This is a genomic window from Caulobacter sp. GW822-FHT01G02 (genome assembly GCF_058802865.1).
This window is the reverse complement of sequence record NZ_JBXAON010000003.1, coordinates 612,869-639,007: the sequence shown is the minus strand read 5'-3', so window position 1 is coordinate 639,007 and position 26,139 is coordinate 612,869. Positions and strand designations below refer to the sequence as shown.

Below are 26,139 nucleotides of genomic sequence, written 5' to 3'. Positions count from 1 at the left end.
TGACGAGGCAAGCGGCAGCGGTGCTTACGGTCGGCTGAACACCACCTTGCCGTCCACCACGGTCAGCACCGGCTGAGCCGTCAGGATCTCCTTGGGCTCGACCGTCATCAAGTCCTTGTCGAAGGCGGTGAGGTCGGCCTTCTTGCCGGCCTCCAGCGTGCCCAGCTCCTTCTCGCGAAACACGGCGTAGGCCGGCGCCAGGGTCAGCATCTTCAGGGCCTCGGCGCGGGTGACGGCTTCTTCCAGATGCCAGTCGGCGTTGGCGAAGCCGTCCAGCCCGTGGCGATAGACGGCGGCGTAGAACTCGATGCGCGGATCGCCGACCTCGACCGGGGCGTCCGAGCCCGCCGCGACCACGACGCCGGCGTTCAGGAAGTCCTTCCAGCGATAGCCCTCGTGCAGGCGGGCCTTACCCAGGCGCGCGGGGGCGAAATAGAGGTCGCCGATCGCGTGGCTGGGCTGCATTGAGGCGATGACGCCCAGCTTGGCGAAGCGCGGCACGTCGGTGTCGGCGACGATCTGGGCGTGCTCGATCCGCCAGCGGGCCGTCGTGTCTCCGGCCAGGCTCTGCTCGAACCAGTCCAGGGTCATGCGGTTGCCGCGGTCGCCGATGGCGTGCATGGCCACCTGGGCGTTCACGGCCTTGGCCTGCTTCATCAACTCCAGACCCTTGTCCCGCGGGGTCAGCTGCAGGCCCAGGCCCTCGGCGTCGCTGTAGGGTTCCAGCAGGGCCGCGCCGCGCGAGCCCAGGGCGCCGTCCATATAGAGCTTGATCCCGCGCGTCCGGATCAGGCCGGTCGCATCGGTCCGCGGACCCTGGCTCAGCACTTCGGCCGCGCCGCTGGGGTCCATGTAGTTGTCGACGCGGATGTGGAAGCTTCCCTTGGCGGCCTCATCGCGCAGCAAGGCGAGATCGTCGGCCATGACGCTCATATTGGCTAGGCCGGTCCAGCCGCGCGCGGCGTAGAGCGCGCCGGCCTTGCGCAGGGCTTCACGCTTAAGAGCCTCGCTGGGCGGCGGGATGACGTTCGCCACCAGGGACTGGGCGTGGTCGATCAGCATGCCGTCGGGCTGGCCGTCGGGGCCCTTGAGAATCTGGCCGCCGGCCGGCGCGGCGGTGGCGGCGGTGATCCCGGCTTTGGCCAGGGCGGCGCTGGAGGCGACGCTGGCGTGGCCGTCCGAGCGTCCCAGCACCACGATCCGCCCCGGCGCCGCCGCGTCCAGGTCGGCCTTGGTCGGGAAGCGCTTCTCGGGCCAGTGGGTCTCGATCCAGCCCCGGCCATAGATCGCGCCCTCCGGGTGGGTGGCGGCATAGGCCTTCACGGCGTCGACCAGCTCGGCCACCGACTTCACCTGATCGAGATTGAGGGTCAGCTCGCGCAGGCCGATGCCGGTCAGGTGGGCGTGGGCGTCGACGAAGCCCGGATAGGCGGCCGAGCCCTTCAGGTCGATGTCGCGAACGTCCTTCGCGGCCTTGGCCTTGGCGGTGGCGAGATCGCCGACGAACAGGATCCTGTCGTCGCGCAGCAGCACCGCCTCGGCGGTCGGCTTGGCGTCGACGCCGGTGTGGATCGGGCCGCCGTGGATCAGGATGTCGCCGGCGTTCGCGGCCGTGAAAGAGGTCGCGGCCAGCAGGGCGGCGAGTAGGATCCGGCGCAAAGGCGACCTCCGAAGCTTAGCAAGTTTCGGAAAACGTACGGCGCGCCCCTCCCAAGTCGCAACAGGCCTGCTAGTTTTTCGTCATGAGCGCCCAGCGTTTTGTCCTGTTCGATACGATCATCGGCCGCTGTGGCGTCGCCTGGGGCGAACGCGGCCTGATCGGTGTGCAACTGCCGGAGAGCTCGCCCGGCGCGGCCTGGGCCAGATTGCGCAAGCGCTTCCCCGATGCGGTCGAAGACGAGCCGACCGCCGAGATCGAGACGGTCATGGAGCGTATCCGCGGACTGTTGGCCGGCGACCGCGACGACCTGACCGACATCCCGCTCGACCTGGACGGCCAGCCAGCCTTCAACCTGCGGGTCTATGAGATCGCCCGGGCCATCACGCCGGGCGAGACCTCGACCTATGGCGAGGTGGCGAAAGCGATGGGCGAGCCGGGCGCGGCGCGGGCCGTCGGCAAGGCCCTGGGCGAGAACCCCTGGCCGATCGTGGTGCCCTGCCACCGGGTGCTGGGCGCCTCGGGCCATATGGGTGGCTTTTCCGCGCCGGGCGGCGCCGAGACCAAGGCCCGACTGCTGACGATCGAGAAGGCGCGGACCGACAAGGTCCCGACGCTGTTCGACCTGGAATTCTCGGTCGCGCCGCGGCGTGGGGGCTGAGGTCCAGACGACCCTCCGCCCACGTCTCTTAACGCAAGATAACGCTTCCTCGAACAGGGGCGAAACGAATCATGACCGAATCAGCGACGTCGGCCGATTCAGTGTTTGTTCCCTACAAGCTATTGTAGCTTAAAGCGGATTAACCACAAATCGGTTTCGCCGAGCGGCGTTACCTCGATGTCGTTTCCGGGGCCTTTTCCGCCGTTTTCTCTTCCGGCGCGCACTCGGCCGCGACGCGCTTGGCGTTCATGCTGCCGGCCAGGTTCATGCCGCTGATGGTCTTGATGTGGATGTCCATCTTGAAGCTCTCGGGCGTGTAGCTGCCCTCGGCCGTGACCGGCGAGACGCGGTCCTTCTTGTCGGTCCAGGTGCCCTTCAGCTGGATCTTGCCGTCCTTGACCACATTGGTGGTGTAGTCGCAGCGATAGCGCCGGGTGCAGATGCCGCGCGAGAACTGCTCGGCGTCGGCCGGCTTGAGGCATTTGCGCTCGCTGCTGACCGGGATCACGCCGACCTTGTAGTCGTACTCCCACTGGCCGGGGAGAATCGTCGCCTTGCTTGAGGCCGAGGTCTTGGCGGCCGCCGCGTGGACCGCGGGCTGGGCGAGGGCGACGCCCCCAAGAACGCCTCCCGTGGCGAGGACCAGAATGGAAGCGGCGAGGGCGGTCGAACGCATGCGGCGGGTCTCCTTCATACCGCTCCTATATAGAGAGGCATATGAACCCTGCTTGAAGGCGGAGGTTGGGCGACCGGTTCCTTGTCGGACGCCGGCGCGGGGATCCTTGGCCAGACGCCTTGACTCGGGGGCGACCCTTCGCCTATATCGCCCGCTCTCGCGCGGTCGGCCTGGTCCAGTCGCGTGTCCGAATTCATATCTTATCGGGACCAGGCTCTTCACCGAGCCAGACGGTTTCGCCCAAGCCAAGGTAACCACCATGTCGCGCCGTTGCGAACTTACCGGTATCGGTCCGATGGTCGGCCACAATGTGAGCCACTCGAACATCAAGACCAAGCGCCGTTTCCTGCCGGCCCTGTCGCCCGCCACGCTCCAGTCGGAGTCGCTGGGCCAGAGCTTCAAGCTGCGCATCAGCAACGCGGCCCTGCGCACCCTCGACTTCAAGGGCGGCCTGGACGTGTTCCTGCTGGGCGCCAAGGACGAGCAGCTGTCGCCGCGCGCCCTGAAGATCAAGACCCAGGTCAAGGCCAAGGCCAAGGCCGCCGCGACCGCCCAAGCCGCCTAAGGCTTTACGGTCTCGACTGACGATTGAAAGCCCGCCGGGAGCGATCCCGGCGGGCTTTTCGTCGTGGGTCCTCGGCTGGCGGTTCAGGCGCGCTCAATCCAAGACTCGACCCGCCTCCCAATGTGCGCTTCCTTGGGTTGTTACGCCCTGCGGATGCAGGCTGTGATTTCAGGGAAGCTGAGGATCTATGACCGAGGACATTTTGCTCGAGTGCGCGCCTGACCTCCTGGCGACCGTACGGGAAGAACTTGGCTCGCTCGCCATCGAACCGGTTGATGCGATGGAGAGGAAGAATTTCGACGGCAGTTCATCAGTCTGGATCGTTCTCGCCACGCTGGCGGTCCAGGCTCTGCCGAACTTCGTGACCCTGATCGCCAAACATATCGATCGAGGTGGGGTCACGAAGATTCAGATTGGCGACATCATCATCGAGAACCCCCAGGAAAAGGATCTTGAGATCCTGCGCGAGCTGATGGCCAAGCGCCTCTCGACATAGGCGTCGCCGTGGATCCGGCTCAGACCACGCGACTGCTGCGTGCCGCCCGCCTCGCCATGGGCGGCCGAGCCGACGTGCGGCCCTATGCGGGCGAGGGCGAGGACGATTGGACCTTCGCTCTTGTCGCTGAGAGTCTAAACGTCGAGTCGGAAACGCCGTTGCTGATAAGCACTGTCGACGGTGGACGCCCTTCCGTCTTCTGCCTCAAGCATCCCGACGCCCTCGTCGTCGTGATGAACCCACGACAGGCGCGGGCCTTCGAGGACTTCCGCAGGCTGTTCACCGGCCTCTATGAGGGAGAGGGTCTGCGGCTGGTTGCGCGTCGCACCCTGTTCAGGACCGTGGCCCAGTTCGCTTTGCGGCCCGGGAGTGATGAGGGCGCGGCTGCTGCGTTCGCGGAGGTTCTGGCGACAGTTCCGCCACCGGCCAACCCATCGCATGACCTCGTCGAGATCTTTCGGGGTTCGGCGGACATAGCGGATTGCGCCTACATTATAAGTCGCTTCTTCGCTCTGGCCCATGAGGTTGGTCATGCGGTCGTTAGCGCGGACAAGGTCAGCGCGCGTTTCGCTCGGGGTTTCTCTGACGAGCTGATTGAAGGCGCGCTGGCGCGTGGGATCCTGGCCCTCGTCAAGCAGGCTCCTCGATTCCAGAATGCATCCACTTACTTTATCGGACCGGAGCGCCTTCCGCTCTGTGATCCCGCCCATATTCGCGAGGAAATAGGGGCGGATCTCTTCGCTCTGAATGTTCTCATCAACCCGACCGTGGCCGCTATGGGGCGTGAGAGCTCCAGTCCGCTGGATCTGAGGGTCTTCGCGCTCGAACATGCGCGCATGTCCTTGGCGAGCACTTACATCGCGCGTTGCCGTCGGATCGGGCTGGCCTTGGCGGCGGGTGAGGTCTCCCCTGTCGCGGACGTCGAACTGGCGCTGCAAGGCATTGTCGACAACATCCGCCTGCGAATGACCCAACACCAGATGACCTACACCCTGGCTCGGCTGTGGTCGCGCGAGGAGGAGCCTCCTCAGGCGAACCTTGATCGAATGAGCGAGGTGCTGCGAGAGATCGACGCCCACCTGCGAGCATTCCTACCAGCGATCGAAGCGGCGATGGCGGATGTCATGGCCTTCCTGGCGGCGACCTTCAGAAGCGATCCGTTGGACAAATACCCCGACCTGTTCACGGAGGTCTTCGAACATTGGTCAGTGGACATTCCAGCGTCCAATCCTCTGGCGGGGCTGGGCGGCGCCAATTTTGGCGCGGTCGACGAGGCGCGGGACTTCCTCGCCCTAGCCGAGGAGGTCGGGGCGTCGGGCGCATTGCTTTTGCAGTTGCGCCGGATCGTGGACGAACGCACCGACTGAGGCGGGGAGGCGGGGAGGCGGGGAGGCGGGGAGGCGGGGAGGCGGGGAGGCGGGGAGGCGCGCCTCAGACAAAGCAAAACCCGCCGCGACTGAGCCGCGGCGGGTTTTGAACGCTTGGTACTGGTAAGCTTGGTACTGTTACGCTTGGTACTAAAGCCTGGGGTCGCTTAGCGCGCGACGACGGCGCCCGAAGCCGGGTTGGCCGAGTTGAACGCGCTCAGGGCCGGGTTGTTGATCTTCGACACGGCGTCGTTGACCGAGGCGCGGATGCAGGCCGGGTACAGGTAGCCGGCGAGGGCTTCGCCACGGACGTCCTGCCAGCAGACGGTCGAGGCGGCCTTGACGATTTCAGCGCGGACTTCGGCGGCCGACTTGCCGGCGAGCTTGACGCGGACTTCGGCGGCCGAGGCCGGAGCGGCGGCGAACAGGGCGATGGCCGAGGCGGCCAGAACGATGGAGCGGATCATGTCGATGTTCCGAAAGAGGGTTGGGTTCAACCCCCTCCAGACGCGTTCCTCTGACGGCCCGTCCCCGGTCTATCGCCTGCTCAGCCCGTCTCGTCGCCTATAGCAACGTTCGCATGGGTTATCAACGATTATGTTGCAGTGCACCCAAGGTGGAGTTGGGCGTTATTGCGCGTGCGAACAACCGATTGCAGACCAGAAAAAGCCCGCGAAATGGGGGTTTCGCGGGCTCTGTCGGGAAGCGTCGACCGCTCTTAGCGGGTGGCGATTTTCAGGAAATAGACGCCGCGGCCCTGGGCCTTGTCGTAGGCGATCAGGTCGCGGCTGTGGGCGCGGCTGATGGCGTCGCGAGCGATGTCGCGCACGCAGTAGGGGGCGATCTGGACAGCGTAGGGGTTGCCGAACAGGTCTTCCTGGCACAGCTGCTTGGCGGCCTGGACGATTTCGGCATGGACGGTGGCGGTGTCGCGGCCGGCGACCTTGACCTTGATTTCGCCAGCGCTGGCCGAGGTGGCGGCGGTGGTGGCCATGAGGGCCGTGATGGCGATAACGAGCAGACGGATCATGTTGTGTAGTCCCGGAAAGGAGGTTGAGTTCAACCGCCTCCCGACGCGTTCCTCTGACGGCCCCCAGGATCTCGCCTCGTCGTCCGTCGGGATCCATAAGTATATGGTACCGGTACCTTTCGCAAGTGCGAAATCGGTTTGTGCGACAAAAAGTCTAATACAATCATATAGTTGGCAATGAAACCGTCTCGTCTGAAACGAAACGGCCTTAGCGCCTGCGAACGGGCTTGCGGGGCGCCTTGGGCGGCATCGGCGGCGGGAGGGGCGGGGCCACCCAGTCGAAGGCCAGAAGCAGGGTGCGCTGGTTGGCGCCGATCGCCTGGTCGTCGGAGATCAGATAGAGGCGCGTCGCGCCGGCCGGCGCGCCCAGCGGCGGGGCGGTGATGGACACGCCTTCGAAGTTGTCCCGCGGCATGGAGCCTTCGATCCGCAGCGTCGCGGCGGTGCGTTGGCGGGCCGTGGGCTGGGTCGGGTCGGAGATGAAGCGCACGATCGAGCGCCAGCCGCGGACGGGGTCATAGCCGCGATGCAGGCTGGCGATGGCCGCGCCCTGGAAGGGGGCGAAGCCGGTCAGGCCCCAGGTGAAGTCCGGCCCCGACTGCGGCGGTAGCGCCTTGCAGTCGGCCGACAGCCGGCACAGCCACACCTCGCCCTCCTCGCCGCCGACGATATAGGCGTCGGGCCCCGCGGCGGGATAGGCCGAGATCGCCTCCATGCCCTCGTTGTCCGGGAAGATGGTGGCGGGCTTGGGCGCGGGGGCCGGAAGGCTCCACGTCCCATCGGGTCCGACCGCGTAGCGCCAGATGCGGTGGTCGCGCTCGAAGCTGACCAGGCGGTCGCCATTGGGCAGCACGGCCAGGCCCTCGGCGTCGGCATGCTGCTTGTTCCGCAGGGGCTGGCCATCCGGTCCCTTCAGCGGCGCCAGCTTGGCGTCGGTCAGGCCGACCAGCTTGCCGGCCGCGTCGAACTGGATCTTGGCCTCGAAGACGTCGCCTTCGTCGCTGATCGCCGTCAGCTGGCCGTCGGCGGTGACCGACAGGTCCGACAGGCCGTGCAGGCGCGAAGTGGTCGCGCTGGTCAGGGCCAGGCCGCCGGCATAGGTGAAGCCGCCGTTCAGGGTGGTCTTGGCTGGGTTGGCGGCGTCCAGCGGCACGGGCGTCGCGGTGACGGCGATCTCGGGGCCGACCTTGACCGGCGCCGGTGGTGTGGCGACGACTGGTGGCGGCCTGCGCGGCGTGCACTGGGTGGCGAAGCCGCTCAGGCCGCCGACCATCCCCAGGACGAGCGCGGCGCGAAGACCGATCACGCGGAAACCTTGCCGGCCTTCGAAACCTGCGGCGTCACGACGGGCGGCGGGGCGAGCAGGCCGCGCGCGCGGGCGATCTGGCGCGGCTCTTCCTCGAACAGGGCGGCCAGCTGCTCGACCAGCACCCCGCCCAGTTGCTCGACATCGACGATGGTGACGGCGCGGCGGTAGTAGCGCGTGACGTCGTGGCCGATGCCGATGGCGATCAGCTCCACGGGGCTCTTGGTCTCGATCTCACCGATGACCTGGCGCAAGTGACGCTCCAGATAGTGGCCCGAATTGACGCTGAGGGTGGAGTCGTCCACCGGCGCGCCATCGGAAATCACCATCAGAATGCGGCGGGCTTCGGGCCGGCCGATGATCCGCTGGTGGGCCCACATCAGGGCCTCGCCGTCGATGTTCTCCTTCAGGAGCCCTTCGCGCATCATCAAACCGAGGTTCTTGCGGGCCCGGCGCCACGGAGAATCGGCGGCCTTGTAGATGATGTGGCGCAGGTCGTTCAGGCGGCCCGGGGCGGCGGGCTTGCCGGCCTTGATCCACTCGTCGCGGCTGGTCCCGCCCTTCCAGGCGCGGGTGGTGAAGCCCAGCACCTCGGTCTTGACCCCGCAGCGCTCCAGGGTCCGAGCAAGAATGTCGGCGCAGATCGCCGCCACCATGATCGGCCGTCCCCGCATCGAGCCGGAATTGTCGATCAGCAGGGTCACGACCGTGTCGCGGAACTCCTGGTCCTCTTCCTGCTTAAAGGACAGCGGGGCGGTCGGGTCGATGATCACCCGCGTCAGGCGGGCGACGTCCAGCATCCCTTCCTCGAGATCGAAGGTCCAGGCGCGGTTCTGCTGGGCCAGGAGGCGGCGCTGCAGCTTGTTGGCCAGGCGCGAGACGACGCTGGAGAGCGCCGACAGCTGCTGGTCCAGATAGGCCCGCAGGCGCGTCAGCTCCTCGGCGTCGCACAGGTCCTCGGCGTCGACGACCTCGTCGTGGGCCGTGGTGAAGATCTTGTAGAGCGGCTCGCCGCCCTGCGACGCGCCCGGGTCGGGGCGGGCCGGCTTGGCGCCGTCGCCCATCTCGGGCTGCTCGTCGGACTCCTCGGGCTCGCCCTCCTGGTCCGACTGGACCATCTCCTCGTCGCCGGACTCGGTCTCGCGGTCGGAGGCCTCGCTCTCCTGCGGCGAGGAGCCCTCGGGCTGTTCGCCTTCGCCCTCGCCCTGATCCTCGTCGGAATTCTCGGTCGCGCCTTCCTCTTCGCCGTCGTCCTCGTCGGCGCTTTCGGTGGCGTCGGACATTTCCTCGCCCAGGTCGAGATCGCGAAGGATCTCGCGGGTCACGCGGGCGAAGGCGGCCTGGTCGTCGATGGCGGCGGCCAGGCGATCCAGGTCCTTGCCGGCCTGCATCTCGATGTCGTTACGCAGGATGTCGACCAGGGCCCTGGCGCCGTCCGGCGGCGCGTCGCCGGTCAGGCGCTCGCGGACCATCAGGCCGAGGATCTCGGCCATGGGCGCGGACTGGCGGTCGGTGGCGACGGCCCGCGTCAGGCCCTGCTTCTCCAGCCGGGCCTCGAGGGCGGCGGTCAGGTTTCCGCGCACGCCGCCCAGGGCGTTGGCGCCGATCGCTTCCAGCCGCGCCTGCTCGATGGACTCGAAGGCCGCCTGGCCGTCGGGCGAGCTGGGGCGCGCGCGGGCGTGGGCGATCGGGTCGTGGTGAGCCAGGCGCAGGGCCATCTGGTCGGCCAGGCCCCGGATGCGCGCGGCCTCCTTGGAGTTCAGGTCGCGCGGCGGATGCGGCAGCACCGCCCGCTTGCCCAGGAGCTGCGGGCCATCGCCCGAGAACACGACCTCCAGGTCCGGCATTTCGGCGAGCGAGCGCGCGGCGTGCGCCAGGGCGCGCTTGAAGGGTTCGGTCGGGCTTTCGGGCTTGGAGGCCATGGCTTCGAGTTAGCGGCGCCGGGCGGCGAAAACAAGGAACGCCGTGCGCGGACGAGACGTTGATTTTCCATCGGCGCCGCTTCGGCGCCTCTGGAATCTGTAAGCGGCGCCGCTCGGACGCCTTCGTGAGGGAACGCAAATGCTCAAGTGGGCCATCATTCTCGCCGTTGTCGCTCTGATCGCGGGCGCGCTGGGCTTTACCGGCGTGGCCGGCGCGGCGGCGGCCGGCCCGAAATAGAACCGCTCACAGAGGCTTCCCCGCTCGCGGGGGAGCATCTGCCTAGCGTCCCGCGTACGCCTTGGCCACGTACGCCTTAGCCTGGCGGGCCACGAGCGCGTTCAGGTCGCCCATCTCCAGATTCACGTCGATCAGGTGCAGGCCCCAGTCCTTGAGGGTCTGGTCACCGACCATGATGTCGCCGGCGATGTCGTCGGTGCGCGGATCGGCCGGGTCGGCGTTCACCTTGATCGACAGATAGGTGAAGTCGCCTTCGCTCACGCATTTGGCCGAGATCAGGCCAGGCAGCGAGGCGAATGGCGTCGTCACCTTCACGTCCTTGGCGAACGGCTTGGGCTCGCCGCTCGACAGGAAGGCCTTGCTGCTGAGATAGGCGTGCACGGGCGTCTCGTCGCTCGAGGCCTTGCCGGCGACCAGGGCGGCGGGGTTCACGCAGCCGGCGCGACGGCCCTGTTCGTCGGTCTTGCCGAAGCGGCTGTTGGCCGGCGGCGGGCTGGAGGCGCGGAACGAGACGTAGGTGACGAGACAGCCGGCCTGATCGGCCTTGTCGCACAGCGGGATCGAGCCGAACTTACCGTCGGTCACCGGTGTATTCATGCCGATCACATAGGCCGAGATCATCTGCTTCTGGGCAGGCTTGCCGTCCACCTCGTTCTTCAGCAGGTCCAGCAGCATCCGCGAGCCCTGGCTGTGACCTAGCAGCACAACACCCCTGGCCTTCCCATTGGGTCCCTTGTTCTCGTTGGCCAGGTACCAGCGCCAGGCGTCGCGCACGTCGCCGTAGGCCAGGACGCCGTCGCCCGGCGAGGGCTGACCCGTCATCACCGCGCGCAGGGCCGCCAGGGTCACCTGGCGGTACATCGGGGCGTACACCCGGCACTGGCCGCCGAAGCGGGCCAGCTGCTGCTCGACCACGCGGCGCTCGGCCTCGTCGATGACCATGTCGCTGTTGCCGCCCGCATCGGTCGAGACCGTCGGATAGATATAGAAGCAGTCATAGGCGGGGCTGGCGGCTGGCTTGAAGGCTTCGGTCGAGGTCTTGCCGTCGGCCTCGACGATGGTGGTGGTCTGGTCGACGGCGCAAGCGTCCTGGCGGCCAGGAAGGCACAGCCAGTTCTCCGTCTTGCCGTAGTCATTGGGGGCGGTGTTGGTCGGCGCCTGGGCGCAGGCCGCGCTCGTCAGGGTCAGGCCCGCCACCAGGCCCAGGGCCGCCAGAGTCTTCGAAGCCAGAGTCTTCGCCATCGTCTTCTCCCCGAACGCTTGTTTGGCGCGGACAATGGCCGAGAGAACGCGGATCGCCAAGAGGGCTTGGCGCGAGGCTTGCGACACGGGCCGGGACTGTCCCGCCGAGGGACGTTCCGTGTTCCGCATCGAGGTCGGCCATGAGCCCCAAGATCCTTCTCCGCGTCGGCGTGCTGGCCGCTTTCGCCAGCCTCACCCTGGCTTCGCCCGTGTTGGCCGACGGCTATGAGCGTCCGCCCGCCCGTCAGGCGCATGCGCCAAAACGGGTCACGACACGCACCAAGGTGGTCTATGTCGATCGCGTGGTGGAGCGCCGCGTGCCGGTCTATGTCGACCGTCCCACCACCCAGATCGTCGAGAAGGTGGTTGACCGGCCGGTGATCGTCGAGCGCCCGGTCGTGGTCGAAAAGCGCATCGAGGTTCCGGTCGAGAAGCTGGTCCAGGTCCCGGTCGAGAAGATCGTGGAGCGACCGGTCTATATCGACCGTCCGGTCGAGAAGATCGTCGAGAAGCGGGTCGAGGTGCCGGTCGATCGTCCGGTCTATGTCGATCGCCCGGTTCCCGTGGATCGCCCCGTGCCGGTCCCGCAACCCGCGCCGTGCCAGCGGGCCTGCGGCGGCGAGGTGGTCGAGAAGATCGTCCAGGTGCCGATCTACGTCTATGTCGATCGTCCGGTCTATGTGCCGGTCCAGCCGCAAGGCGGTTGCCAGCCGCGCGTCTGCGGCGGCGCTGTTGTCCAGCAGCAGTGCAGCCCGTGCGGCGGCGGTCATCGCTATGAGGACAGCTATTACGAAGAGAGCCGCGAGCGTTCGTCCTACGACTATTCGGAGTCTCGCTACAGCGCCGGCGGCGGCTGGAACGCGGGTTCGGCCGGCAGCTCGGCGTGGGGTAACTATATCGAACCGCCGCCCCTGCCGATGGGCTATGTCGGCGCGCAGTCAGGCGGGCGCGGCGGCGGCTATGGCGGTCCCGGCCTGGCCGGTGGCGGCTATGCGGGCGGTTACGCCGGCGGTTCTTCGAGCGGCTACGCTTCGAGCTCGGCCTCGGCTTCAGCCTCGGCGTCGTCCTCAATCCACATCGGCGGCGGCTATCACGGCGGCGGTGGCGGCAAGGGCGGCTGTAGCGCCTGCGGCGGCGGCGGCAAGCGCCACTAGAATTTCAGAGCGAGAGCCAGCGCCTCGGGTTCTTGTCGCCCAGGGCGCGGGCCTCGCCGGGTTTCAGGCCCAACTCGCGCATCCGGTAGGCGACGATCTCGCGCAGGGCCTCGACGGGCTCCTGGCCTTTGACGGGGCTGGAGGCGACGGAGCCGGCGTTCATCGCCAGGTCCACGGCCGCCCACTCGGCCTGGGCGCGATCGGCCTTTCCGACGGCGAAGTAGTGACGGACAGGCACACGCTCGCCCAAGACCTCGACCATCACGCCGATGACCCAGCCTTGAACGATCAGATCGGCGTCGGGGCGTTGACGGAACATCAGGCGCATGTAGCGCCCGCATGGCCTCGCGGATAGGGGTCTAGCCGATCAGCTGAAACGCGGCCTGACTGATCAGGCCCAGCACAAGCCAGGCGGAGACGCCCAATACGATGAGGTTGGCGCGGGACGCGCGGCGTCGGCGATGAGCGGAATACAAACGCACGAACGACATTCCAGCCTCCATGCTCTGCAAGGTGAGCGAAAGGTTAACGTCGAACCTTCGCCTTGGATGCACCGCCTTTTCGCCTGTCACGGGAAGTTGAAACCGTCGTTGTGCGGACAAAGAAAAAGGGCGGGACCTCGCGGCCCCGCCCTCAATCACTTCAGCGATAGGCTGAACTTCTAAATTAGAAGTACATGTCGCCGCTCGGGATCGGCTTGCCGATCCCGATCTCCTTGGAAGATGGGCGACTTTATGAACTTCTCTTAGAAGTCCATGTCGCCCATGCCGCCCGGCATGCCGCCGCCCGGAGCGCCGGCCGAGGCCTTCTTCGGGGCTTCGACGATCGCGGCTTCCGTGGTGATCAGCAGGCCGGCCACCGAGGCGGCGTCCTGCAGAGCGGTGCGGACAACCTTGGCCGGGTCGATGACGCCATCGGCGACCAGGTCGACATACTGCTCGGTCTGGGCGTTGAAGCCGAACGTCGCGTTGTCGCTTTCCAGGATCTTGCCGACCACGATCGAGCCTTCGACGCCGGCGTTTTCGGCGATCTGACGGATCGGAGCCTGCAGGGCGCGACGGACGATGGCGATGCCGGCGGTTTGGTCGTCGTTGTCGCCGGTCAGGTTCGCCAGGGCCTTGGAGGCCTTCAGCAGAGCCACGCCGCCGCCCGGGACGATGCCTTCGTCGGCGGCCGCGCGGGTCGCGTTCAGGGCGTCGTCAACGCGGTCCTTCTTTTCCTTCACTTCGACTTCGGTCGAGCCGCCGACGCGGATGACGGCGACGCCGCCGGCCAGCTTGGCCAGACGCTCTTGCAGCTTTTCCTTGTCGTAGTCCGACGTGGTGTCTTCGATCTGGCGCTTGATCTGGGCGATACGGGCCTCGATGTCGGCCTTCTCACCAACGCCGTCCACGATCGTGGTGTCGTCCTTGGTGATCGAGACCTTCTTGGCCTTGCCGAGCATGTCGAGCGACACGTTCTCGAGCTTGATGCCCAGGTCTTCCGACACGACTTGAGCGCCGGTCAGGATGGCGATGTCTTCCAGCATGGCCTTGCGGCGATCGCCGAAGCCCGGAGCCTTGACGGCGGCGACGCGCAGGCCGCCACGCAGCTTGTTGACGACCAGCGTGGCCAGGGCCTCGCCTTCGACGTCCTCGGCGATGATGACCAGCGGACGGCCCGACTGGACCACGGCTTCCAGCACCGGCAGCAGCGGCTGCAGCGACGACAGCTTCTTTTCGAACAGAAGGATCAGCGGCTCTTCCAGCTGAACTTCCATCTTGTCGGCGTTGGTGATGAAGTACGGCGACAGGTAGCCGCGGTCGAACTGCATGCCTTCGACGACGTCGAGTTCGGTCTCGGCGGTCTTGGCTTCCTCGACGGTGATGACGCCTTCGTTGCCGACCTTGTCCATGGCGCGGGCGATCATGTCGCCCACTTCCTTGTCGCCGTTGGCCGAGATGGTGCCGACCTGAGCGATTTCAGCGTTGGTCGTGACCTTCTTCGACGACGACTTGATCTCGGCGACGACGATGGCGACGGCCTTGTCGATGCCGCGCTTCAGGTCCATCGGGTTCATGCCGGCGGCGACCGACTTCAGGCCTTCCTGAACGATGGCTTGAGCCAGGACCGTGGCGGTCGTGGTGCCGTCACCGGCCTTGTCGTTGGTCTTGCTGGCGACTTCGCGGATCATCTGCGCGCCGAGGTTCTCGAAACGATCGCTCAGTTCGATTTCCTTGGCGACCGAGACGCCGTCCTTGGTCGAGCGCGGAGCGCCGAAGGACTTTTCGATCACGACGTTGCGGCCCTTGGGGCCCAGGGTCACCTTCACCGCGTTGGCGAGGATGTTGACGCCGCGCAGCATCTTGTCGCGCGCGTCCGAAGAGAAATAAACGTCTTTAGCGGCCATGTGTATGAGCCCTTCTAAAAGAGAAACTTGGGGTCGAAAGCGAAGAGGACGGAGGAGGCCTTAAGCCTCGACCACGCCCAGGACGTCGCTTTCCTTCATGATCAGGAGGTCCTGACCGTCGACCTTGACTTCCGTGCCCGACCACTTGCCGAACAGGATGCGGTCACCGGCCTTGACGTCCAGGGCGACGACTTCGCCCTTGTCGTTACGCGCGCCGGGGCCGACGGCGACGACTTCGCCTTCCTGCGGCTTTTCCTTGGCGGTGTCGGGGATGATGATCCCGCCCTTGGTCTTGGTTTCTTCTTCGACGCGCTTCACGAGGACGCGGTCGCCCAGGGGACGAAATTTCATGGGTGTTCTCCGTCGGAACGGTTTCAAGTAAGGCTGCGTCGGACCAGGGGAGCTGCGTTGTTAGCAGTCGCTCCCATCGAGTGCCAACGTCGGCTGTGAGTTAGGGATGAGGCTCGGGGGAGTCAAGGACGACGACCGCGAACTTTTTGCGGCGCGGTTAATGAGGGAGGGTTCGATGTTCGATCATGTGGGGTTCGGAGTGGCCGACTTCCACCGTTCCGCGGTCTTCTACGACGCCGCGCTACGCCCGTTGGGGATCCGCCAACTGTATGTCGTGCCCAAGGAATTCACCGGCGGGGTGGACGCCGTCGGCTATGGCGTCACGCGGCCGATGTTCTGGATTTCCGAGCAGGACGCGACCCAGGGCAAGCTCCACGTGGCCTTCGCGGCCGAGACGCGCGCCCAGGTCGATGCTTTTTACGCGGCGGCGTTGAAAGCCGGCGGAAAAGACAATGGTCCGCCCGGACTTCGCCCACATTACGATAAGGACTATTACGGCGCGTTCGTTCTGGACCCGGACGGCTTCAACGTCGAGGCCGTCTGCCGCGCGCCAGAATAGCGTCGAGAATAGCAGGAGTAACAAGGCCCATGTCGAGCTACGTTCTGTCGCTGTTTCTGGCGGTCCTGGCCTGCGTCATCGGCGGAACCCTGGGCGGCATGATCCTGGCGCGGCCGCAGACCATGCTGGGCTTGGCGGGTCTGGCCGATGACGACACCCCCAAGCCGCCGCTGTTCGCGGAAGGGCGGGCCCTGGGCGGGGTGCTGATCGCCTCGCACGGCGTGGCGGCGCTTTATCTGGGCTATCAGCCGCGCATCGGGGCCGCCATGGCCATGGCCTTGGCCGTCGCCTGGCTGGGCGCGGCGGCGGGTCGGGCGATCTCGGCGGTTCTGGACGGCGAGGCCGGGCGCTACAATAGCGGCGCCATGGTGTTCAACGCCCTGATCGGCCTCACCCTGAGCCTGCCGTTCTTCAATATCGGCCGCGTGGTGATCGAGGGCGCGAGGCTGGCTTAGATCGCCTTCTCGTGGGCGAGCAGCCAGCGTTTGCGCTCTATCCCGCCGCCATAGCCGGTCAGGGTCCCGTTCAGGCCGATCACCCGGTGGCAGGGCGCGACGATGCTGAGCGGGTTTGAGCCATTGGCGTGGCCTGCGGCACGGATAGCGGCGGGTCGGCCAGCGCGGCGGGCCAGTTCGGAATAGGTGATCGTCTGGCCGGCGGGGATTTGCGTCAGGGCCGTCCAGACCGCGTGCTGGAAGGCCGTGCCGTTGGTCGCCCAAGCGATGGTGTTCAGGGTGTCGAGCTCACCGGCGAAATAGGCGGCCATGGCCTCGCGGATCCTGGCGGGCGCGGCGCCGAGGTCAGGCCGCAACGGGCCGTAGTGGGTCTTCAGCAGCCGGTCGAGGCGAGGCTCGTAGTCGTGGAAGTCCAGCGCGCGCAGGGTCCCGGCCTCGTCGGTGACGATCAGCAGTTCGCCGATCGGCGAGGGCGCGCGGTCGAGGAAGAGGCGAGCGGGGCGACTCATGGGGCGATCATCGCCGGGTGAGGCGAGGGTGTCCGCCCGGAATTTGCTCTAGTGACCAAGTCCGTTTCCCCGGCGAAAGCCGGGGCCCAGATCGAACCCGCGACGTCGCGGATCTGATCTGGGCGTAGGTCGGATCATCCCCAGACGCTCAGGCTGAATCTGGGCCCCGGCCTTCGCCGGGGAGATCGGGATTTGGGATAGGGGAAAGCGCTAACCTACCGGATCCCCGGCACGTGCAGGGCGGCTTCCCTTTCGGCCTTCTGCTTGTAAACGAGGTCGCCGTACTTGCCGTATTCCATGCGGGCGATGGTGCGCTGGTGCACTTCGTCCGGGCCGTCGGCCAGGCGCAGGGTGCGGATGCCGGCATAGGCCTTGGCCAGGCCGAAGTCGGTGGTCACGCCGGCGCCGCCATGGGCCTGGATGGCGTCGTCGATGATCTTCAAGGCCAGGCGCGGGGCCGCGACCTTGATCATGGCGATCTCCAGGCGGGCCGACTTGTTGCCGGCCTTGTCCATCATGTCGGCGGCCTTCAGGCACAGCAGGCGGCACATCTCGATGTCGATGCGGGCGTCGGCGACGCGCTCCTCCCACACGGAGTGGTCCGAGATGTACTTGCCGAAAGCCTTCCGGCTCATCAGGCGCCGGCACATCTTTTCCAACGCGACTTCCGCCGTGCCGATGGTGCGCATGCAGTGGTGGATACGGCCGGGACCCAGGCGCCCCTGGGCGATCTCGAAGCCGCGGCCTTCGCCCAGCAGCAGGGCGTCCTCGATCGGCACGCGCACGTCCTTGAGGATGACCTCGGCGTGGCCGTGCGGGGCGTCGTCATAGCCGAACACCGGCAGCATACGGACGATCTCGATGCCCGGCGCGTCCAGCGGCACCAGGACCTGGCTCTGCTGCTGGTGGCGGCTGGCGTTGTCGGGATCGGTCTTGCCCATGACGATGGCGACCTTGCAGCGCGGGTCGCCCACGCCCGAGGACCACCACTTGCGGCCGTTGATCACATAGTGGTCGCCGTCGCGCTCGATGCGGGTCTCGATGTTGGTGGCGTCCGAACTGGCCACGGCCGGCTCGGTCATCAGGAAGGCCGAACGGATCTCGCCGTTCATCAGCGGGCGCAGCCACTTTTCCTTCTGCGCCAGCGTGCCGTAGCGCATCAGCACTTCCATGTTGCCGGTGTCCGGCGCCGAGCAGTTGAAGACTTCCGAGGCGAAGCCGACCTTGCCCAGCTGTTCGGCGATCAGGCTGTATTCCAGGTTGGTCAGTTGGACGCCTTCGAACTGGAAGGTGTCGTCGACGTGCACCTGGCCGCTGTGCGGGGGCATGAAGAAGTTCCACAGGCCGGCGGCCTTGGCCTTGGCCTTCAGTTCCTCGACGACCTGGACGACCTTCCAGCGCTCGGCGCCCAGGACGTCCATCTCGGCCTCGTAGACCGGAACCGCCGGATAGATGTGCTCGTCCATGAACGCGGTGACGCGGTCCAGGAAGGCGCGCTGCGTGGGGGAGATGTCGAAGTCCATGGTCGTTCCCTCTGCCCGGTTCTCAATGTGTCAAACGCTTGTTTGAAGTGTTTGTAGACCGGCTTTACGCGGGCGGCAAGCGGTCCTGTCTTGCTCAAGGAGACTTTCGAAGCGGGTTGTCAGGCCACGCGTCCTGTCGGACAACGGGGCCATGCTGAACCTGACCGCCGACACCCTGCAGGGCCGCTATGTCCGGCTCGAACCGATCACCATCGATCACCGCGACGCGCTGCAGGCCGCGGTCGACTGCGATCCCGCCAGCTGGGAGATCATGTCGGTCAACGGCTGCGGCGAGGGCTTCGAGGACTTCTGGGGCGCGCTGCAAGGCGAGACCGACCGTGGCGAGCGCATCGGGTTCGCCATCCGCCGCCTGTCGGACGGCAAGATCGTGGGCACCTCCAGCTACCTCAACATCCGCCGCCTGCATGGCGGGCTGGAGATCGGCTCGACCTTCCTGAATCCCGACGCGCGCTCGGGTCCGGTCAATCCGGAGAGCAAGCGCCTGCTGCTGGCCCACGCCTTCGAGAAGGCCGGCGCCATCCGCGTCGAGTTCAACATCGACGTCCGCAACGCCCGCAGCCAGGCCGCCGTCGAGAAGCTGGGGGCCAGCAAGGAAGGCGTGCTGCGCAATCACAAGGTCACCTGGACCGGGCACATCCGCGACACGGCGGTGTTCTCGATCACCGACTACGACTGGCCCGCGGTCCGCGAACGGCTGGAATTCCGCCTCAGCGAGACGTTCGTATAAAGGGCGCCAAAAAAGTTCCCCTCGCTGGCGAAATAAAACGTCGTTATCTGGTCGGTTGTAACCGTTCAAAAAGCTTCGGCCGCTAGGGTCTGGCCCATGACGGCCATTTGCTGCCTGCGTATCCTGTTCACGGTTGGCGAGAGCCAGCCGGGTGAAGTCCCCAAGCACAAGGCTCAGGGGGTGGCGGACGCGTTCCTGAAGGCCCGCTGGCGCGCGCCGCGCAAGTGCGGGGCCGTGGCGCCGATGGCCTTCGTCCTGGCCGACAACCGCGTCGAGACCCTCGACCCCACCGAGATGCAAGCCCTGGCCGCCGAACTGGAGAAGGTGCTGTTCCCGGGGCGCCCTATTGGTCAGATCGCCCTGATGACTTTCGAGGGCGACGAGCAAGCGGTTCTGCAGTTCGCTGCCCTGTCGCAGGCCGAGTTGGCCGGGCTGATGGCGGGCGAGGGCTATGAGGGTCCGGCCGGCCGAGTCCATGTTGTCACGGCCGACAGCGTCGAGCCCCGCCCCAGCACGCGCGCGGAGGCCAAGACCCTCGCCGAGGACAAGGCCAGCGCCAGGAAGCCGGGTTTGGCCGCCGCCACGACCGTGACGCCAGAACGTCCGGCCAAGGCGGCCGCGCCTGTCTCCACCGTCCCCGCGGCGGAACCGGTCAAGCAGGTCGTCGCTCAGGCTGTTCCGCCCGCCGTCGCGGCCGCCGCGCCGGAAAAGCCCAAGACTCAACCGGCCCCGGCGTCCAACCCTGGCGCCGCCAAGATCGCGGCCCCGCCGCCGCCAGCCCAGACCGGCTGGTGGGGCGTCTATGATCTGGCCCAGGGCGCCTTCGTCGGCTCGGCGATCGGCATGCGCTCGGACCTGATCGGTCCGCCGCCCGAGGACGACGGCAAGCTGCTGAAGCGCGACCTGATCTGCCTGACCGACACCCAGGCCGCCCTGAAGACCGCCCCCTTCGGCCAGATCCAGGCGCCGTTCGGCTTCTGGAACCTGACCACCCCGGCTTCGCAGGAGGCCTATAAGAGCCGCCTGTCGCGCTATCCGCTGGACCAGCAGCCGCGCCTGACCGCCACGATCTACGCCACGCCGCGCGAGGCCTCGATCGGCATGCTGCAGCAGATGCGCCTGTTCCTGAAGGGCAGCTTCTCGCGGATGGACGTCCAGGTCACCGATCCGACCTTCCCGATCTCCGGCCTGCCGCCCGAACTGGTCGACAGCATCACCCTGGTGCTGAACGGCGAGACCGAGCACGACCGGCTGAAGCAGATCCTCAAGTTCGTCGAGCGCAAGGCCGCCTACGTCGCTAAGGACGTGATCCAGGCCGCGGCCAATGTCTCCTCGGCGGTCGAGCTGGAAGCCTGCAAGGCGGGAGGGATCGCCTTCGTGCGCGGCCCCGCCGTCACCGACCTGCTGGAAAAGCCGGTCGCCAGCCCCGACGGCGCGACCCTGGCGGCGGCCAACGCCGCCTAGAGCCCGCTCATTTTAGGGCATTGACCCTCACGCCGCGTCAGACCTGACTGATCCTTCCATCGAAGAGGGAAGGTTCACCAAGGACACCGGATGAGCGTCTACACGGTCAAGCAGATGGCGAAGCTGTCGGGCGTCTCGGTGCGGGCTCTGCACCACTATGACGCCATCGGCCTGCTGCGGCCCCGCGCCGTCGGCGCCAACGGCTATCGCTACTATGACCGCCAGGATCTGCTGCGTCTGCAACAGATCCTGTTCCATCGCGCCCTGGAGACTCCGCTGAAGGACATCCAGGCCGCGCTGGACGACCCGGCCTTCGACCTCGCCGCCGCGCTTCGCGCCCATCGCGAACGCCTGGCGGCCGAGGCCGAACGCTACGCCAAGCTGGTGGACATCGTGGACCGCACCCTCGCCGACCTCACAGGAGACGAGACGATGGAAGACAAAGAGATGTTCAGGGGATTCGACCCGGCGAAGCAGGCCAGGCACGAGGCCGAGTTGGTCGAACGCTACGGCGACGGCATGGCGGAGAAGATCGCCCATTCGAAGGCGGGCATGGAAAGCTGGGGCAAGGGCGACTGGGCCGGCTTCCAGCAGGAAGCCCTGGCGATCGAGGCCGACATGGCCAAGGCGTTGGCTCAGGGCCTGCCCGCCGATAGCGCCGTCGTCAGCGCGATCATGCGCCGCCACTGGGCCTGGATCGCCAAGTCCTGGAACCGCGAACCGACCCCGGACGCGTTCATGGGGCTGGGGCGGTTGTACCTGGACAATCCGGAGTTCACGGCGCGCTACGAAGCGGTCGCGCCGGGACTGACCGAGTACTTGGCCGAGGCGATGCGCGCATTCGCGGAGAAGCGGGCAGCCTGAGGGGCCGAAAACCTCGTCCTTCGACAAGCTCAGGATGAGGTTTTCCACCGCGTCGACCCTGATCCTCACCCTGAGCTTGTCGAAGGGCGAGGATCATGCGCTACCGCCGTCCGAACAGCTTTTCGATGTCGGCCAGCTTCAGCTCGACATAGGTCGGCCGGCCATGGTTGCACTGGCCTGAGTGGGGCGTGGCCTCCATCTCGCGCAGCAGGGCGTTCATCTCGACCCCGTTGAGGCGGCGGCCGGCGCGGACGCTGCCGTGGCAGGCCATGGTCGAGCAGACCTCCTCCAGCCGCTCCTTCAGCGCCAGGGCCGCGCCGTTCTCGGCCAGGTCGTCGGCGATGTCGCGGACCAGGGCGGCGGCGTCGGTCTTGCCCAGCAGGGCCGGCGTCTCGCGCACCAGCACCGCGCCGGGGCCGAAGCTCTCGATGACGAGACCAAGGCTGGCCAACTCCTCGGACCGGGCGACCACGCGCTCGGCCTCGGCGGGATCGAGGTCGACCACCTCGGGCAGCAGCAGGGTCTGGCGGGAAACACCGCCGGCCGCCATCTCGCCCTTCATGCGCTCATAGACCAGGCGCTCGTGGGCGGCGTGCTGGTCGACGATGACCATGCCGTCGCGAGTCTGGGCGACGATATAGGTCTCGTGCACCTGGGCCCGGGCCGCGCCCAGCGGGAAATCCACGGGGTCGAATGGCGCGGCGGACGCGTAGTCCGGCGCGGGGCGGTCCTCGAAGGCGACATTGGCATAGGCCTCGCGCACCACCTCGGCCAGTTCGCCCCCCAAACCAGGCGAGTAGCTTGGCTCGACGCGGGCAGAGACCTCGTTCAGCCCCGGCAGATCCATCGGCCGCTGGGTCGGCGGCGTCCAGCCGCCTTCACGCCAGGCCGAGAATCCGGCGGGCGAGGGGCCGGGCTGGTATCCCGGTTGATAGCCAGGGAAGGGACTCTGCTGGGCGCGGATGCTGTCCAGCGCCTGGGTGGCGACGGTGGTCGAGGCCCGGTGGCCGGCCCCGGCCAGGGCGTGGCGCAGCGCCCCGACGATCAGGCCGCGCACCAGGGCCGGGTCGCGGAAGCGGACCTCGGCCTTGGCGGGGTGGACGTTGACGTCGACCTCGCTGGTGTCGAGCGTCACATACAGCGCCGCCGTCGGGTGGCGGTCCCTGGCGAGAAAGTCGGCATAGGCCGCGCGCAGGGCTCCTTGCAGCAGGCGGTCGCGCACCGGCCGGCCGTTGACGAACAGGTACTGGTGGGCCGCGTTGCCGCGGTTGTAGGTCGGCAGGCCCGCGAAGCCCGACAGCCGCACGCCGTCGCGCACCTGGTCGATTTCGATGGCGTTGTCCTGGAAGTCGCGGCCCAGCACGGCGGCCAGGCGCGCCAGTCGACCTTGCGGCCCCGGATGCTCGGGCGGCAGGCGCAGGATGCGGCGGCCGTCGATGTCCAGCGAGAAGCCGACGCTCTCGTTGGCCATGGCCTGGCGCTTGATCTCCTCGGTGATCGCCAGGGCCTCGGCGCGCTCGGACTTCATGAACTTCAGGCGCGCTGGCGTGGCGTAGAACAGGTCGCGCACCTCGATCCGCGCCCCATGCGGGCCGGGAAAGGCGGCGGGCGCGACATCGCCGACCTGACCGCCCTCGACCAGGATCGAATGGGCGTCGCTCGAACCCTTGGCGCGCGAGCTGATCTGGAGGCGCGCCACCGATCCGATCGACGGCAGGGCCTCGCCCCGGAAGCCCATGGTGTGGATGCGCAGAAGGTCCCAGAGACCATCCTCGTCGGGCGCCAGCTTCGAGGTCGCGTGGCGCTCAATGGCCACCGGCAGTTCCTCGGCCGACAGGCCACAGCCGTCGTCGGCGACCAGGATCCGGGTCAGGCCGCCGCCGTGGGCCTCGACCTCGATACGGGTCGCGCCGGCGTCGATGGCGTTGTCGACCAGCTCCTTGATCGCGCTCGCGGGCCGTTCGACCACCTCGCCGGCGGCGATGCGGTTGACGGTCTCGGGCGGCAGGCGACGGATGGGCATCACGGGGACTTTCACGAGGCAGGCCGGAGCGAAAGCGCCAGCATTGCAACTCCTTAAGTTGACCGACCTAACGCCGATCAGCCAACGACAGGGAGATCGCGGAGTTTATCTCGATTCCGCCGCCGTTCGAGGAAGACAGATAGTGACCCTTCGCCGTTTCGCCGCCGCCGGTCTCGCCCTTTCGCTGCTTTGCGGGGGATCGGCGCTGGCGCAGGCTCGCAATGAGGTGTCGATCCACCAGACGGCGCCGGTCGACCTGCACGCCGCCGACCCCGAAGGGACCTTGGTCGAGGAACTGGTCGTCAACGCCAAGCTGCCCGGCCCGGCCTGGTGGAAGGTGTCGGACGCCGACAGCACGGTCTATATCCTGGCCATCCCGGCCCTGTCGCCCAAGACCCTGACCTTCGACACCTCGGTGCTGGAGCGTCGCCTCGATGGCGCCAACCGCCTGATCATGGCGCCCGAGCCCGACGTCAGCGTCGTGCGGATCATCGCCCTGGCCGTGGGCGGCCGGCGCTATTTTCTGGCCGACAAGCCGATGCGCGACACGCTGCCGCCCGAACTGCGCGCCCGCCTGGAGACGCGCCTGGCCGACGGCGGCGAGAAGTTGGACAGCATGGACGACATCAAGCCGGCCTTCGCCGGTTTCCTGGTCGCCAACATGAAGAAGGGCGGTTCGATCAGCATCCAGAGCGGCGGCGTGGCCGACAAGGTCGAGGCGATCGCCAGGAAGAGCGACCTCAAGAAGCGGCCGCGCATCCAGAAGCTGGACGGCTACGACGTGATCGACGCCCTGAAATCGGTCGGTTCGCTGCCCAAGCCGATGCAGGAGTTCTGCCTGGACGCGGGCCTGCGCGAGGCCGACGCCGGCGGCTCCCGGACCGTCGAGACCGCTCAGCGCTGGGCCGAAGGCGACGTGGTCAAGCTCGCGGCGGCCGATCGCGGCTACCAGGCCTGCCTGTCGGCGACGCCGGGCGTGGCCTCGGAAATCCGCAAGACCATCGACCGCTCGACCAAGGCCATCGAGCAGGCCCTGAAGACGCCCGGCAAGTCGGTGGCGCTGGTCAACTTCCGACCGCTGCTGTCGGAGGAGGGCGTCTTGGCCAGGCTGAAGGCCAAGGGCTACACGATCACCACGCCGGCCGAAGTCCAGCCTTAGGGCGCCCGCTCAGGCCTTCGCCCCGGCCACGCGGCGACCCCTGTCCCGGCTCCGGGGGATTGACGCCGACACCGCTTCGGCCCGACATCATAACCTCACGTTGAGCCGTGGGGTCTCATGAGAGCCGTTCTGATCGCGTTGGCCTTGGCGCTAGCGGCCACGCCCGCCCTGGCCCAGGAGAGCAACGACGCCGTGCTGGTCGACGCCCTCGTCGTCAACGCCCGCACGCCCGGGCCGGCCTGGTGGAGCGTCAGCAAGGGCGACGCCAAGGTCTGGGTGCTAGGCGTCGGCGTCGCGGTGCCCGCCTCCGCGTCGTGGGACACCAGGGCGTTCGAACGCCGGGTTAAGGCCTCCAAGCGCGTCATCGCCATTCCGCGCAGCCAAACCAACTTCTCGCGAGAGTCCGTGCGGGCCGACCGCGACTGGCTGGCCGAACTGACCGACGCCGAACGCGCGCGCGTGGCCGATGTCGCCGCCATGGCCGGCCAGAAGGTCGAGGTCTACGGCAAGTTCCGGCCGAACTTCGCCGGCGTCCTGATCAAGACCGACCTGGAATCCCGTATCAAGCCCAAGCCTGGCCCATCCCAGGATCTCGAAGCCAAGGCGCGCCGCCTGGGCGCGAAGTTCGAGTTCGTCTCCGGTCAGGAGGCGCAGGCGATGAAGGCCGGGTTCAAGGCGGGCGGCAGCGACAATCTTAATTGCGTCCGCTGGGCGATCCGGCCGCGTGATCCTGTCGCCATGCGTGAGCAACGGGCTCAGGCCTGGATGCGCGGCGATGTGCGGACGCTGCTGATCGGCCCGGCGGCCTATGACCCTTGCGTTCAGGCGATGAAGACGCTGCAGGACGCGCTGGAGAACAATGAAACCGCCATGACCGACGCGATCGCCAACGTGTTGGACCGCAAGGAAGGGGCCGTGGCCTTCGTCACCCTGACGCCCTTGCTCCGCCAGGGCGGGGTGCTGGATCGGCTTCGCAAGCGCGGCTACGTCGTCGAGACGCCGGCGCAGCTGGAAGACGAGGACTGAAACGACAAACGGCCCAGAACCGCGAGGTTCCGGGCCGTTCGATTGTCTCGGCGCGCCTGAGCTTAGAGGCCCGGCAGCTTGATGCCGGTCTTCTTCTCGCGGCTGATGACCACGCCACCGGCGCCCACCAGCTTCTTCAGACGGGCTTCCTCGGCGGCGGCGTCGACCTCGGCCGGGGCGTTGGCGCCCGACTCGGCGGCGGTGGCGACGTTCGTCGTCTTGGGCTGGCCCTTCTTCCAGAACATCACCTTGCTGGCGAAGCTCTCGTCCTTGTGGGCCAGGTCGCCGTTCTCGTCGTCGACCACGAAGCGGATCAGCGGATCGGCCTTGTCGGTGCCGGCGCGGGCGACCAGCAGCTTTTCACCTTCCGAACGACCGGCGGCGTTGCTCTGGCCGATCAGGGCGGCGCGAGCGGCGCTTTCCGGCTGCAGTTCCTGCGGGCGCGGCTCGCCGGGCGCCGGCGGACGCAGGGCGTAGTCCGGCGGCACGACCAGCGGGGCCTTGCTGACGACGCGGAATTCGTCAGGCACGACCTTGTTCATGCCCAGGGCCTTTTTGGTCGAACCACAGCCGGCGAGGCCGATAACGGCCACGACGGTCAGGGCGCTCACGGTCGCGACCCGATTGAAACTCATCAAACCATGCTCCAGCAGGCCGACCCCCGGCCCAAATTTTGGACGCTCTCGATACGACATCCTCGCCCGGGCGCCAATCTCCCACGCGAATGCGGCGTCATTCGGTCTGAAGGCCTTGGC

General features: G+C 67.3%; 27 protein-coding genes and 2 pseudogenes. 14 read left to right on the top strand and 15 right to left on the bottom strand.

All coding sequences use genetic code 11. The annotated features are described in order from the left end of the window. Positions 1 to 24: 24 nt before the first annotated feature. Entirely contained in the window at positions 25 to 1,659 is a 1,635-nt protein-coding gene (locus AC1RNC_RS11950) for an amidohydrolase (protein WP_492886441.1), read from the bottom strand. An 83-nt stretch (positions 1,660 to 1,742) separates the two neighbouring features. Here AC1RNC_RS11950 and AC1RNC_RS11945 point away from each other — a divergent pair, with 83 nt between their 5' ends. Further along, positions 1,743 to 2,318 carry a methylated-DNA--[protein]-cysteine S-methyltransferase gene (locus AC1RNC_RS11945; protein ID WP_492886439.1) on the top strand — a complete coding sequence of 192 codons (576 nt, stop codon included), beginning with the start codon at positions 1,743 to 1,745 and terminating at the stop codon, positions 2,316 to 2,318. Positions 2,319 to 2,487: 169 nt separating this feature from the next. Here the strand turns inward: AC1RNC_RS11945 and AC1RNC_RS11940 are convergent, their stop codons facing one another. Then, positions 2,488 to 2,994 carry a DUF3617 domain-containing protein gene (locus AC1RNC_RS11940; RefSeq protein ID WP_492840383.1) on the bottom strand — a complete coding sequence of 169 codons (507 nt, stop codon included), beginning with the start codon at positions 2,992 to 2,994 and terminating at the stop codon, positions 2,488 to 2,490. 259 nt (positions 2,995 to 3,253) lie between these two features. Here AC1RNC_RS11940 and rpmB point away from each other — a divergent pair, with 259 nt between their 5' ends. From rpmB to AC1RNC_RS11925, 3 genes are all read left to right on the top strand, one after another. Then, on the top strand, positions 3,254 to 3,559 hold the full coding sequence (gene rpmB / locus AC1RNC_RS11935; RefSeq protein ID WP_492840381.1) for a 50S ribosomal protein L28: 306 nt from the start codon (positions 3,254 to 3,256) through the stop codon (positions 3,557 to 3,559). Positions 3,560 to 3,746: 187 nt separating this feature from the next. Then, a complete protein-coding gene (locus tag AC1RNC_RS11930) occupies positions 3,747 to 4,055 on the top strand; it encodes a hypothetical protein (protein ID WP_492886436.1) in 309 nt (102 codons plus the stop codon). Between the two features lie 8 nt (positions 4,056 to 4,063). Next, on the top strand, positions 4,064 to 5,422 hold the full coding sequence (locus AC1RNC_RS11925) for a hypothetical protein (RefSeq protein ID WP_492886434.1): 1,359 nt from the start codon (positions 4,064 to 4,066) through the stop codon (positions 5,420 to 5,422). Between the two features lie 167 nt (positions 5,423 to 5,589). On the opposite strand, the gene AC1RNC_RS11920 is transcribed toward AC1RNC_RS11925, so the two are convergent. From AC1RNC_RS11920 to cobT, 4 genes are all read right to left on the bottom strand, one after another. Then, positions 5,590 to 5,889: a hypothetical protein gene (locus AC1RNC_RS11920; protein WP_492840377.1), complete on the bottom strand. Its 300-nt coding sequence runs from the start codon at positions 5,887 to 5,889 to the stop codon at positions 5,590 to 5,592. Positions 5,890 to 6,140: 251 nt separating this feature from the next. Further along, positions 6,141 to 6,452 carry a hypothetical protein gene (locus tag AC1RNC_RS11915; protein WP_492840375.1) on the bottom strand — a complete coding sequence of 104 codons (312 nt, stop codon included), beginning with the start codon at positions 6,450 to 6,452 and terminating at the stop codon, positions 6,141 to 6,143. Positions 6,453 to 6,660: 208 nt separating this feature from the next. Continuing rightward, positions 6,661 to 7,758 (bottom strand): esterase-like activity of phytase family protein, encoded by a 1,098-nt coding sequence (locus AC1RNC_RS11910; RefSeq protein ID WP_492886432.1) that lies wholly within the window; start codon positions 7,756 to 7,758, stop codon positions 6,661 to 6,663. After that, positions 7,755 to 9,680 carry a cobaltochelatase subunit CobT gene (gene cobT, locus AC1RNC_RS11905; protein ID WP_492886430.1) on the bottom strand — a complete coding sequence of 642 codons (1,926 nt, stop codon included), beginning with the start codon at positions 9,678 to 9,680 and terminating at the stop codon, positions 7,755 to 7,757. The genes AC1RNC_RS11910 and cobT overlap by 4 nt, the downstream gene beginning before the upstream one ends. Before the next feature lie 139 nt (positions 9,681 to 9,819). On the opposite strand from cobT, the pseudogene AC1RNC_RS11900 reads away from it, so the two are divergent. Beyond that, positions 9,820 to 9,915: pseudogene (locus AC1RNC_RS11900) on the top strand (DUF1328 family protein); the annotation flags it as partial. A gap of 45 nt (positions 9,916 to 9,960) precedes the next feature. Here the strand turns inward: AC1RNC_RS11900 and AC1RNC_RS11895 are convergent. Then, positions 9,961 to 11,160 carry a DUF3089 domain-containing protein gene (locus tag AC1RNC_RS11895; protein WP_492886428.1) on the bottom strand — a complete coding sequence of 400 codons (1,200 nt, stop codon included), beginning with the start codon at positions 11,158 to 11,160 and terminating at the stop codon, positions 9,961 to 9,963. A 140-nt stretch (positions 11,161 to 11,300) separates the two neighbouring features. On the opposite strand from AC1RNC_RS11895, the gene AC1RNC_RS11890 reads away from it, so the two are divergent. After that, the gene (locus tag AC1RNC_RS11890; protein WP_492886426.1) at positions 11,301 to 12,314 is read left to right on the top strand and encodes an IMCp domain-containing protein; all 1,014 of its coding nucleotides are present in this window, start codon (positions 11,301 to 11,303) and stop codon (positions 12,312 to 12,314) included. 4 nt (positions 12,315 to 12,318) lie between these two features. On the opposite strand, the gene AC1RNC_RS11885 is transcribed toward AC1RNC_RS11890, so the two are convergent. The 4 genes from AC1RNC_RS11885 to groES all read right to left on the bottom strand — a co-directional run bounded on the left by AC1RNC_RS11885 (position 12,319) and on the right by groES (position 15,054). Further along, entirely contained in the window at positions 12,319 to 12,633 is a 315-nt protein-coding gene (locus tag AC1RNC_RS11885) for a hypothetical protein (protein ID WP_492886424.1), read from the bottom strand. A 40-nt stretch (positions 12,634 to 12,673) separates the two neighbouring features. After that, the gene (locus AC1RNC_RS11880; protein WP_492886422.1) at positions 12,674 to 12,805 is read right to left on the bottom strand and encodes a hypothetical protein; all 132 of its coding nucleotides are present in this window, start codon (positions 12,803 to 12,805) and stop codon (positions 12,674 to 12,676) included. 254 nt (positions 12,806 to 13,059) lie between these two features. Next, positions 13,060 to 14,703, bottom strand: coding sequence for a chaperonin GroEL (gene groL, locus AC1RNC_RS11875; protein WP_492886420.1), 1,644 nt, complete (start codon positions 14,701 to 14,703; stop codon positions 13,060 to 13,062). 60 nt (positions 14,704 to 14,763) lie between these two features. Further along, a complete protein-coding gene (gene groES / locus AC1RNC_RS11870; protein WP_013080760.1) occupies positions 14,764 to 15,054 on the bottom strand; it encodes a co-chaperone GroES in 291 nt (96 codons plus the stop codon). Between the two features lie 175 nt (positions 15,055 to 15,229). Here groES and AC1RNC_RS11865 point away from each other — a divergent pair, with 175 nt between their 5' ends. Beyond that, positions 15,230 to 15,613: a VOC family protein gene (locus tag AC1RNC_RS11865; protein WP_492886418.1), complete on the top strand. Its 384-nt coding sequence runs from the start codon at positions 15,230 to 15,232 to the stop codon at positions 15,611 to 15,613. Between the two features lie 29 nt (positions 15,614 to 15,642). Further along, positions 15,643 to 16,068 carry a DUF4345 family protein gene (locus AC1RNC_RS11860; RefSeq protein ID WP_492886416.1) on the top strand — a complete coding sequence of 142 codons (426 nt, stop codon included), beginning with the start codon at positions 15,643 to 15,645 and terminating at the stop codon, positions 16,066 to 16,068. On the opposite strand, the gene AC1RNC_RS11855 is transcribed toward AC1RNC_RS11860, so the two are convergent. Further along, the gene (locus AC1RNC_RS11855) at positions 16,065 to 16,577 is read right to left on the bottom strand and encodes a methylated-DNA--[protein]-cysteine S-methyltransferase (RefSeq protein WP_492886414.1); all 513 of its coding nucleotides are present in this window, start codon (positions 16,575 to 16,577) and stop codon (positions 16,065 to 16,067) included. The two genes, AC1RNC_RS11860 and AC1RNC_RS11855, sit on opposite strands and share 4 nt — an antisense overlap. A 215-nt stretch (positions 16,578 to 16,792) precedes the next feature. Continuing rightward, positions 16,793 to 18,100, bottom strand: a complete 1,308-nt coding sequence (locus AC1RNC_RS11850) for an acyl-CoA dehydrogenase family protein (RefSeq protein WP_492886412.1) — start codon at positions 18,098 to 18,100, stop codon at positions 16,793 to 16,795. A 151-nt stretch (positions 18,101 to 18,251) separates the two neighbouring features. Here AC1RNC_RS11850 and AC1RNC_RS11845 point away from each other — a divergent pair, with 151 nt between their 5' ends. The 4 genes and pseudogenes from AC1RNC_RS11845 to AC1RNC_RS11830 form a co-directional block, all read left to right on the top strand. Beyond that, a complete protein-coding gene (locus AC1RNC_RS11845; protein ID WP_492886410.1) occupies positions 18,252 to 18,848 on the top strand; it encodes a GNAT family N-acetyltransferase in 597 nt (198 codons plus the stop codon). 96 nt (positions 18,849 to 18,944) lie between these two features. Next, positions 18,945 to 20,312, top strand: coding sequence for a hypothetical protein (locus tag AC1RNC_RS11840; RefSeq protein WP_492886408.1), 1,368 nt, complete (start codon positions 18,945 to 18,947; stop codon positions 20,310 to 20,312). 90 nt (positions 20,313 to 20,402) lie between these two features. Next, positions 20,403 to 21,176: a MerR family transcriptional regulator gene (locus tag AC1RNC_RS11835; protein WP_492886407.1), complete on the top strand. Its 774-nt coding sequence runs from the start codon at positions 20,403 to 20,405 to the stop codon at positions 21,174 to 21,176. 6 nt (positions 21,177 to 21,182) lie between these two features. Then, a pseudogene (locus AC1RNC_RS11830) lies at positions 21,183 to 21,269 on the top strand (hypothetical protein); the annotation flags it as partial. 7 nt (positions 21,270 to 21,276) lie between these two features. Here AC1RNC_RS11830 and mutL read toward each other — a convergent pair. Next, complete coding sequence (mutL, locus tag AC1RNC_RS11825) at positions 21,277 to 23,199, bottom strand: DNA mismatch repair endonuclease MutL (RefSeq protein WP_492886406.1); 1,923 nt, start codon at positions 23,197 to 23,199, stop codon at positions 21,277 to 21,279. A 142-nt stretch (positions 23,200 to 23,341) separates the two neighbouring features. Here mutL and AC1RNC_RS11820 point away from each other — a divergent pair, with 142 nt between their 5' ends. Both AC1RNC_RS11820 and AC1RNC_RS11815 read left to right on the top strand, forming a co-directional pair. Further along, complete coding sequence (locus tag AC1RNC_RS11820) at positions 23,342 to 24,358, top strand: TraB/GumN family protein (protein WP_492886404.1); 1,017 nt, start codon at positions 23,342 to 23,344, stop codon at positions 24,356 to 24,358. A 117-nt stretch (positions 24,359 to 24,475) separates the two neighbouring features. Then, positions 24,476 to 25,384, top strand: a complete 909-nt coding sequence (locus tag AC1RNC_RS11815; protein ID WP_492886402.1) for a TraB/GumN family protein — start codon at positions 24,476 to 24,478, stop codon at positions 25,382 to 25,384. Between the two features lie 62 nt (positions 25,385 to 25,446). On the opposite strand, the gene AC1RNC_RS11810 is transcribed toward AC1RNC_RS11815, so the two are convergent. Further along, positions 25,447 to 26,019 (bottom strand): DUF3035 domain-containing protein, encoded by a 573-nt coding sequence (locus AC1RNC_RS11810; RefSeq protein ID WP_492886400.1) that lies wholly within the window; start codon positions 26,017 to 26,019, stop codon positions 25,447 to 25,449. Positions 26,020 to 26,139: the final 120 nt, after the last annotated feature.

Bases quoted from the DNA above. Each gene is read 5' to 3' on its own strand.
- mutL (WP_492886406.1), bottom strand. From the start codon at position 23,199: ATGCCCATCCGTCGCCTGCCGCCCGAGACCGTCAACCGCATCGCCGCC.
- AC1RNC_RS11840 (WP_492886408.1), top strand. From the start codon at position 18,945: ATGACGGCCATTTGCTGCCTGCGTATCCTGTTCACGGTTGGCGAGAGC.
- AC1RNC_RS11890 (WP_492886426.1), top strand. From the start codon at position 11,301: ATGAGCCCCAAGATCCTTCTCCGCGTCGGCGTGCTGGCCGCTTTCGCC.
- AC1RNC_RS11940 (WP_492840383.1), bottom strand. From the start codon at position 2,994: ATGCGTTCGACCGCCCTCGCCGCTTCCATTCTGGTCCTCGCCACGGGA.
- AC1RNC_RS11855 (WP_492886414.1), bottom strand. From the start codon at position 16,577: ATGAGTCGCCCCGCTCGCCTCTTCCTCGACCGCGCGCCCTCGCCGATC.
- AC1RNC_RS11845 (WP_492886410.1), top strand. From the start codon at position 18,252: ATGCTGAACCTGACCGCCGACACCCTGCAGGGCCGCTATGTCCGGCTC.
- cobT (WP_492886430.1), bottom strand. From the start codon at position 9,680: ATGGCCTCCAAGCCCGAAAGCCCGACCGAACCCTTCAAGCGCGCCCTG.
- AC1RNC_RS11895 (WP_492886428.1), bottom strand. From the start codon at position 11,160: ATGGCGAAGACTCTGGCTTCGAAGACTCTGGCGGCCCTGGGCCTGGTG.
- AC1RNC_RS11850 (WP_492886412.1), bottom strand. From the start codon at position 18,100: ATGGACTTCGACATCTCCCCCACGCAGCGCGCCTTCCTGGACCGCGTC.
- AC1RNC_RS11810 (WP_492886400.1), bottom strand. From the start codon at position 26,019: ATGAGTTTCAATCGGGTCGCGACCGTGAGCGCCCTGACCGTCGTGGCC.
- AC1RNC_RS11915 (WP_492840375.1), bottom strand. From the start codon at position 6,452: ATGATCCGTCTGCTCGTTATCGCCATCACGGCCCTCATGGCCACCACC.
- AC1RNC_RS11815 (WP_492886402.1), top strand. From the start codon at position 24,476: ATGAGAGCCGTTCTGATCGCGTTGGCCTTGGCGCTAGCGGCCACGCCC.
- AC1RNC_RS11885 (WP_492886424.1), bottom strand. From the start codon at position 12,633: ATGTTCCGTCAACGCCCCGACGCCGATCTGATCGTTCAAGGCTGGGTC.
- AC1RNC_RS11865 (WP_492886418.1), top strand. From the start codon at position 15,230: ATGTTCGATCATGTGGGGTTCGGAGTGGCCGACTTCCACCGTTCCGCG.
- AC1RNC_RS11920 (WP_492840377.1), bottom strand. From the start codon at position 5,889: ATGATCCGCTCCATCGTTCTGGCCGCCTCGGCCATCGCCCTGTTCGCC.
- AC1RNC_RS11880 (WP_492886422.1), bottom strand. From the start codon at position 12,805: ATGTCGTTCGTGCGTTTGTATTCCGCTCATCGCCGACGCCGCGCGTCC.
- AC1RNC_RS11835 (WP_492886407.1), top strand. From the start codon at position 20,403: ATGAGCGTCTACACGGTCAAGCAGATGGCGAAGCTGTCGGGCGTCTCG.
- groES (WP_013080760.1), bottom strand. From the start codon at position 15,054: ATGAAATTTCGTCCCCTGGGCGACCGCGTCCTCGTGAAGCGCGTCGAA.
- AC1RNC_RS11930 (WP_492886436.1), top strand. From the start codon at position 3,747: ATGACCGAGGACATTTTGCTCGAGTGCGCGCCTGACCTCCTGGCGACC.
- rpmB (WP_492840381.1), top strand. From the start codon at position 3,254: ATGTCGCGCCGTTGCGAACTTACCGGTATCGGTCCGATGGTCGGCCAC.
- AC1RNC_RS11945 (WP_492886439.1), top strand. From the start codon at position 1,743: ATGAGCGCCCAGCGTTTTGTCCTGTTCGATACGATCATCGGCCGCTGT.
- AC1RNC_RS11860 (WP_492886416.1), top strand. From the start codon at position 15,643: ATGTCGAGCTACGTTCTGTCGCTGTTTCTGGCGGTCCTGGCCTGCGTC.
- groL (WP_492886420.1), bottom strand. From the start codon at position 14,703: ATGGCCGCTAAAGACGTTTATTTCTCTTCGGACGCGCGCGACAAGATG.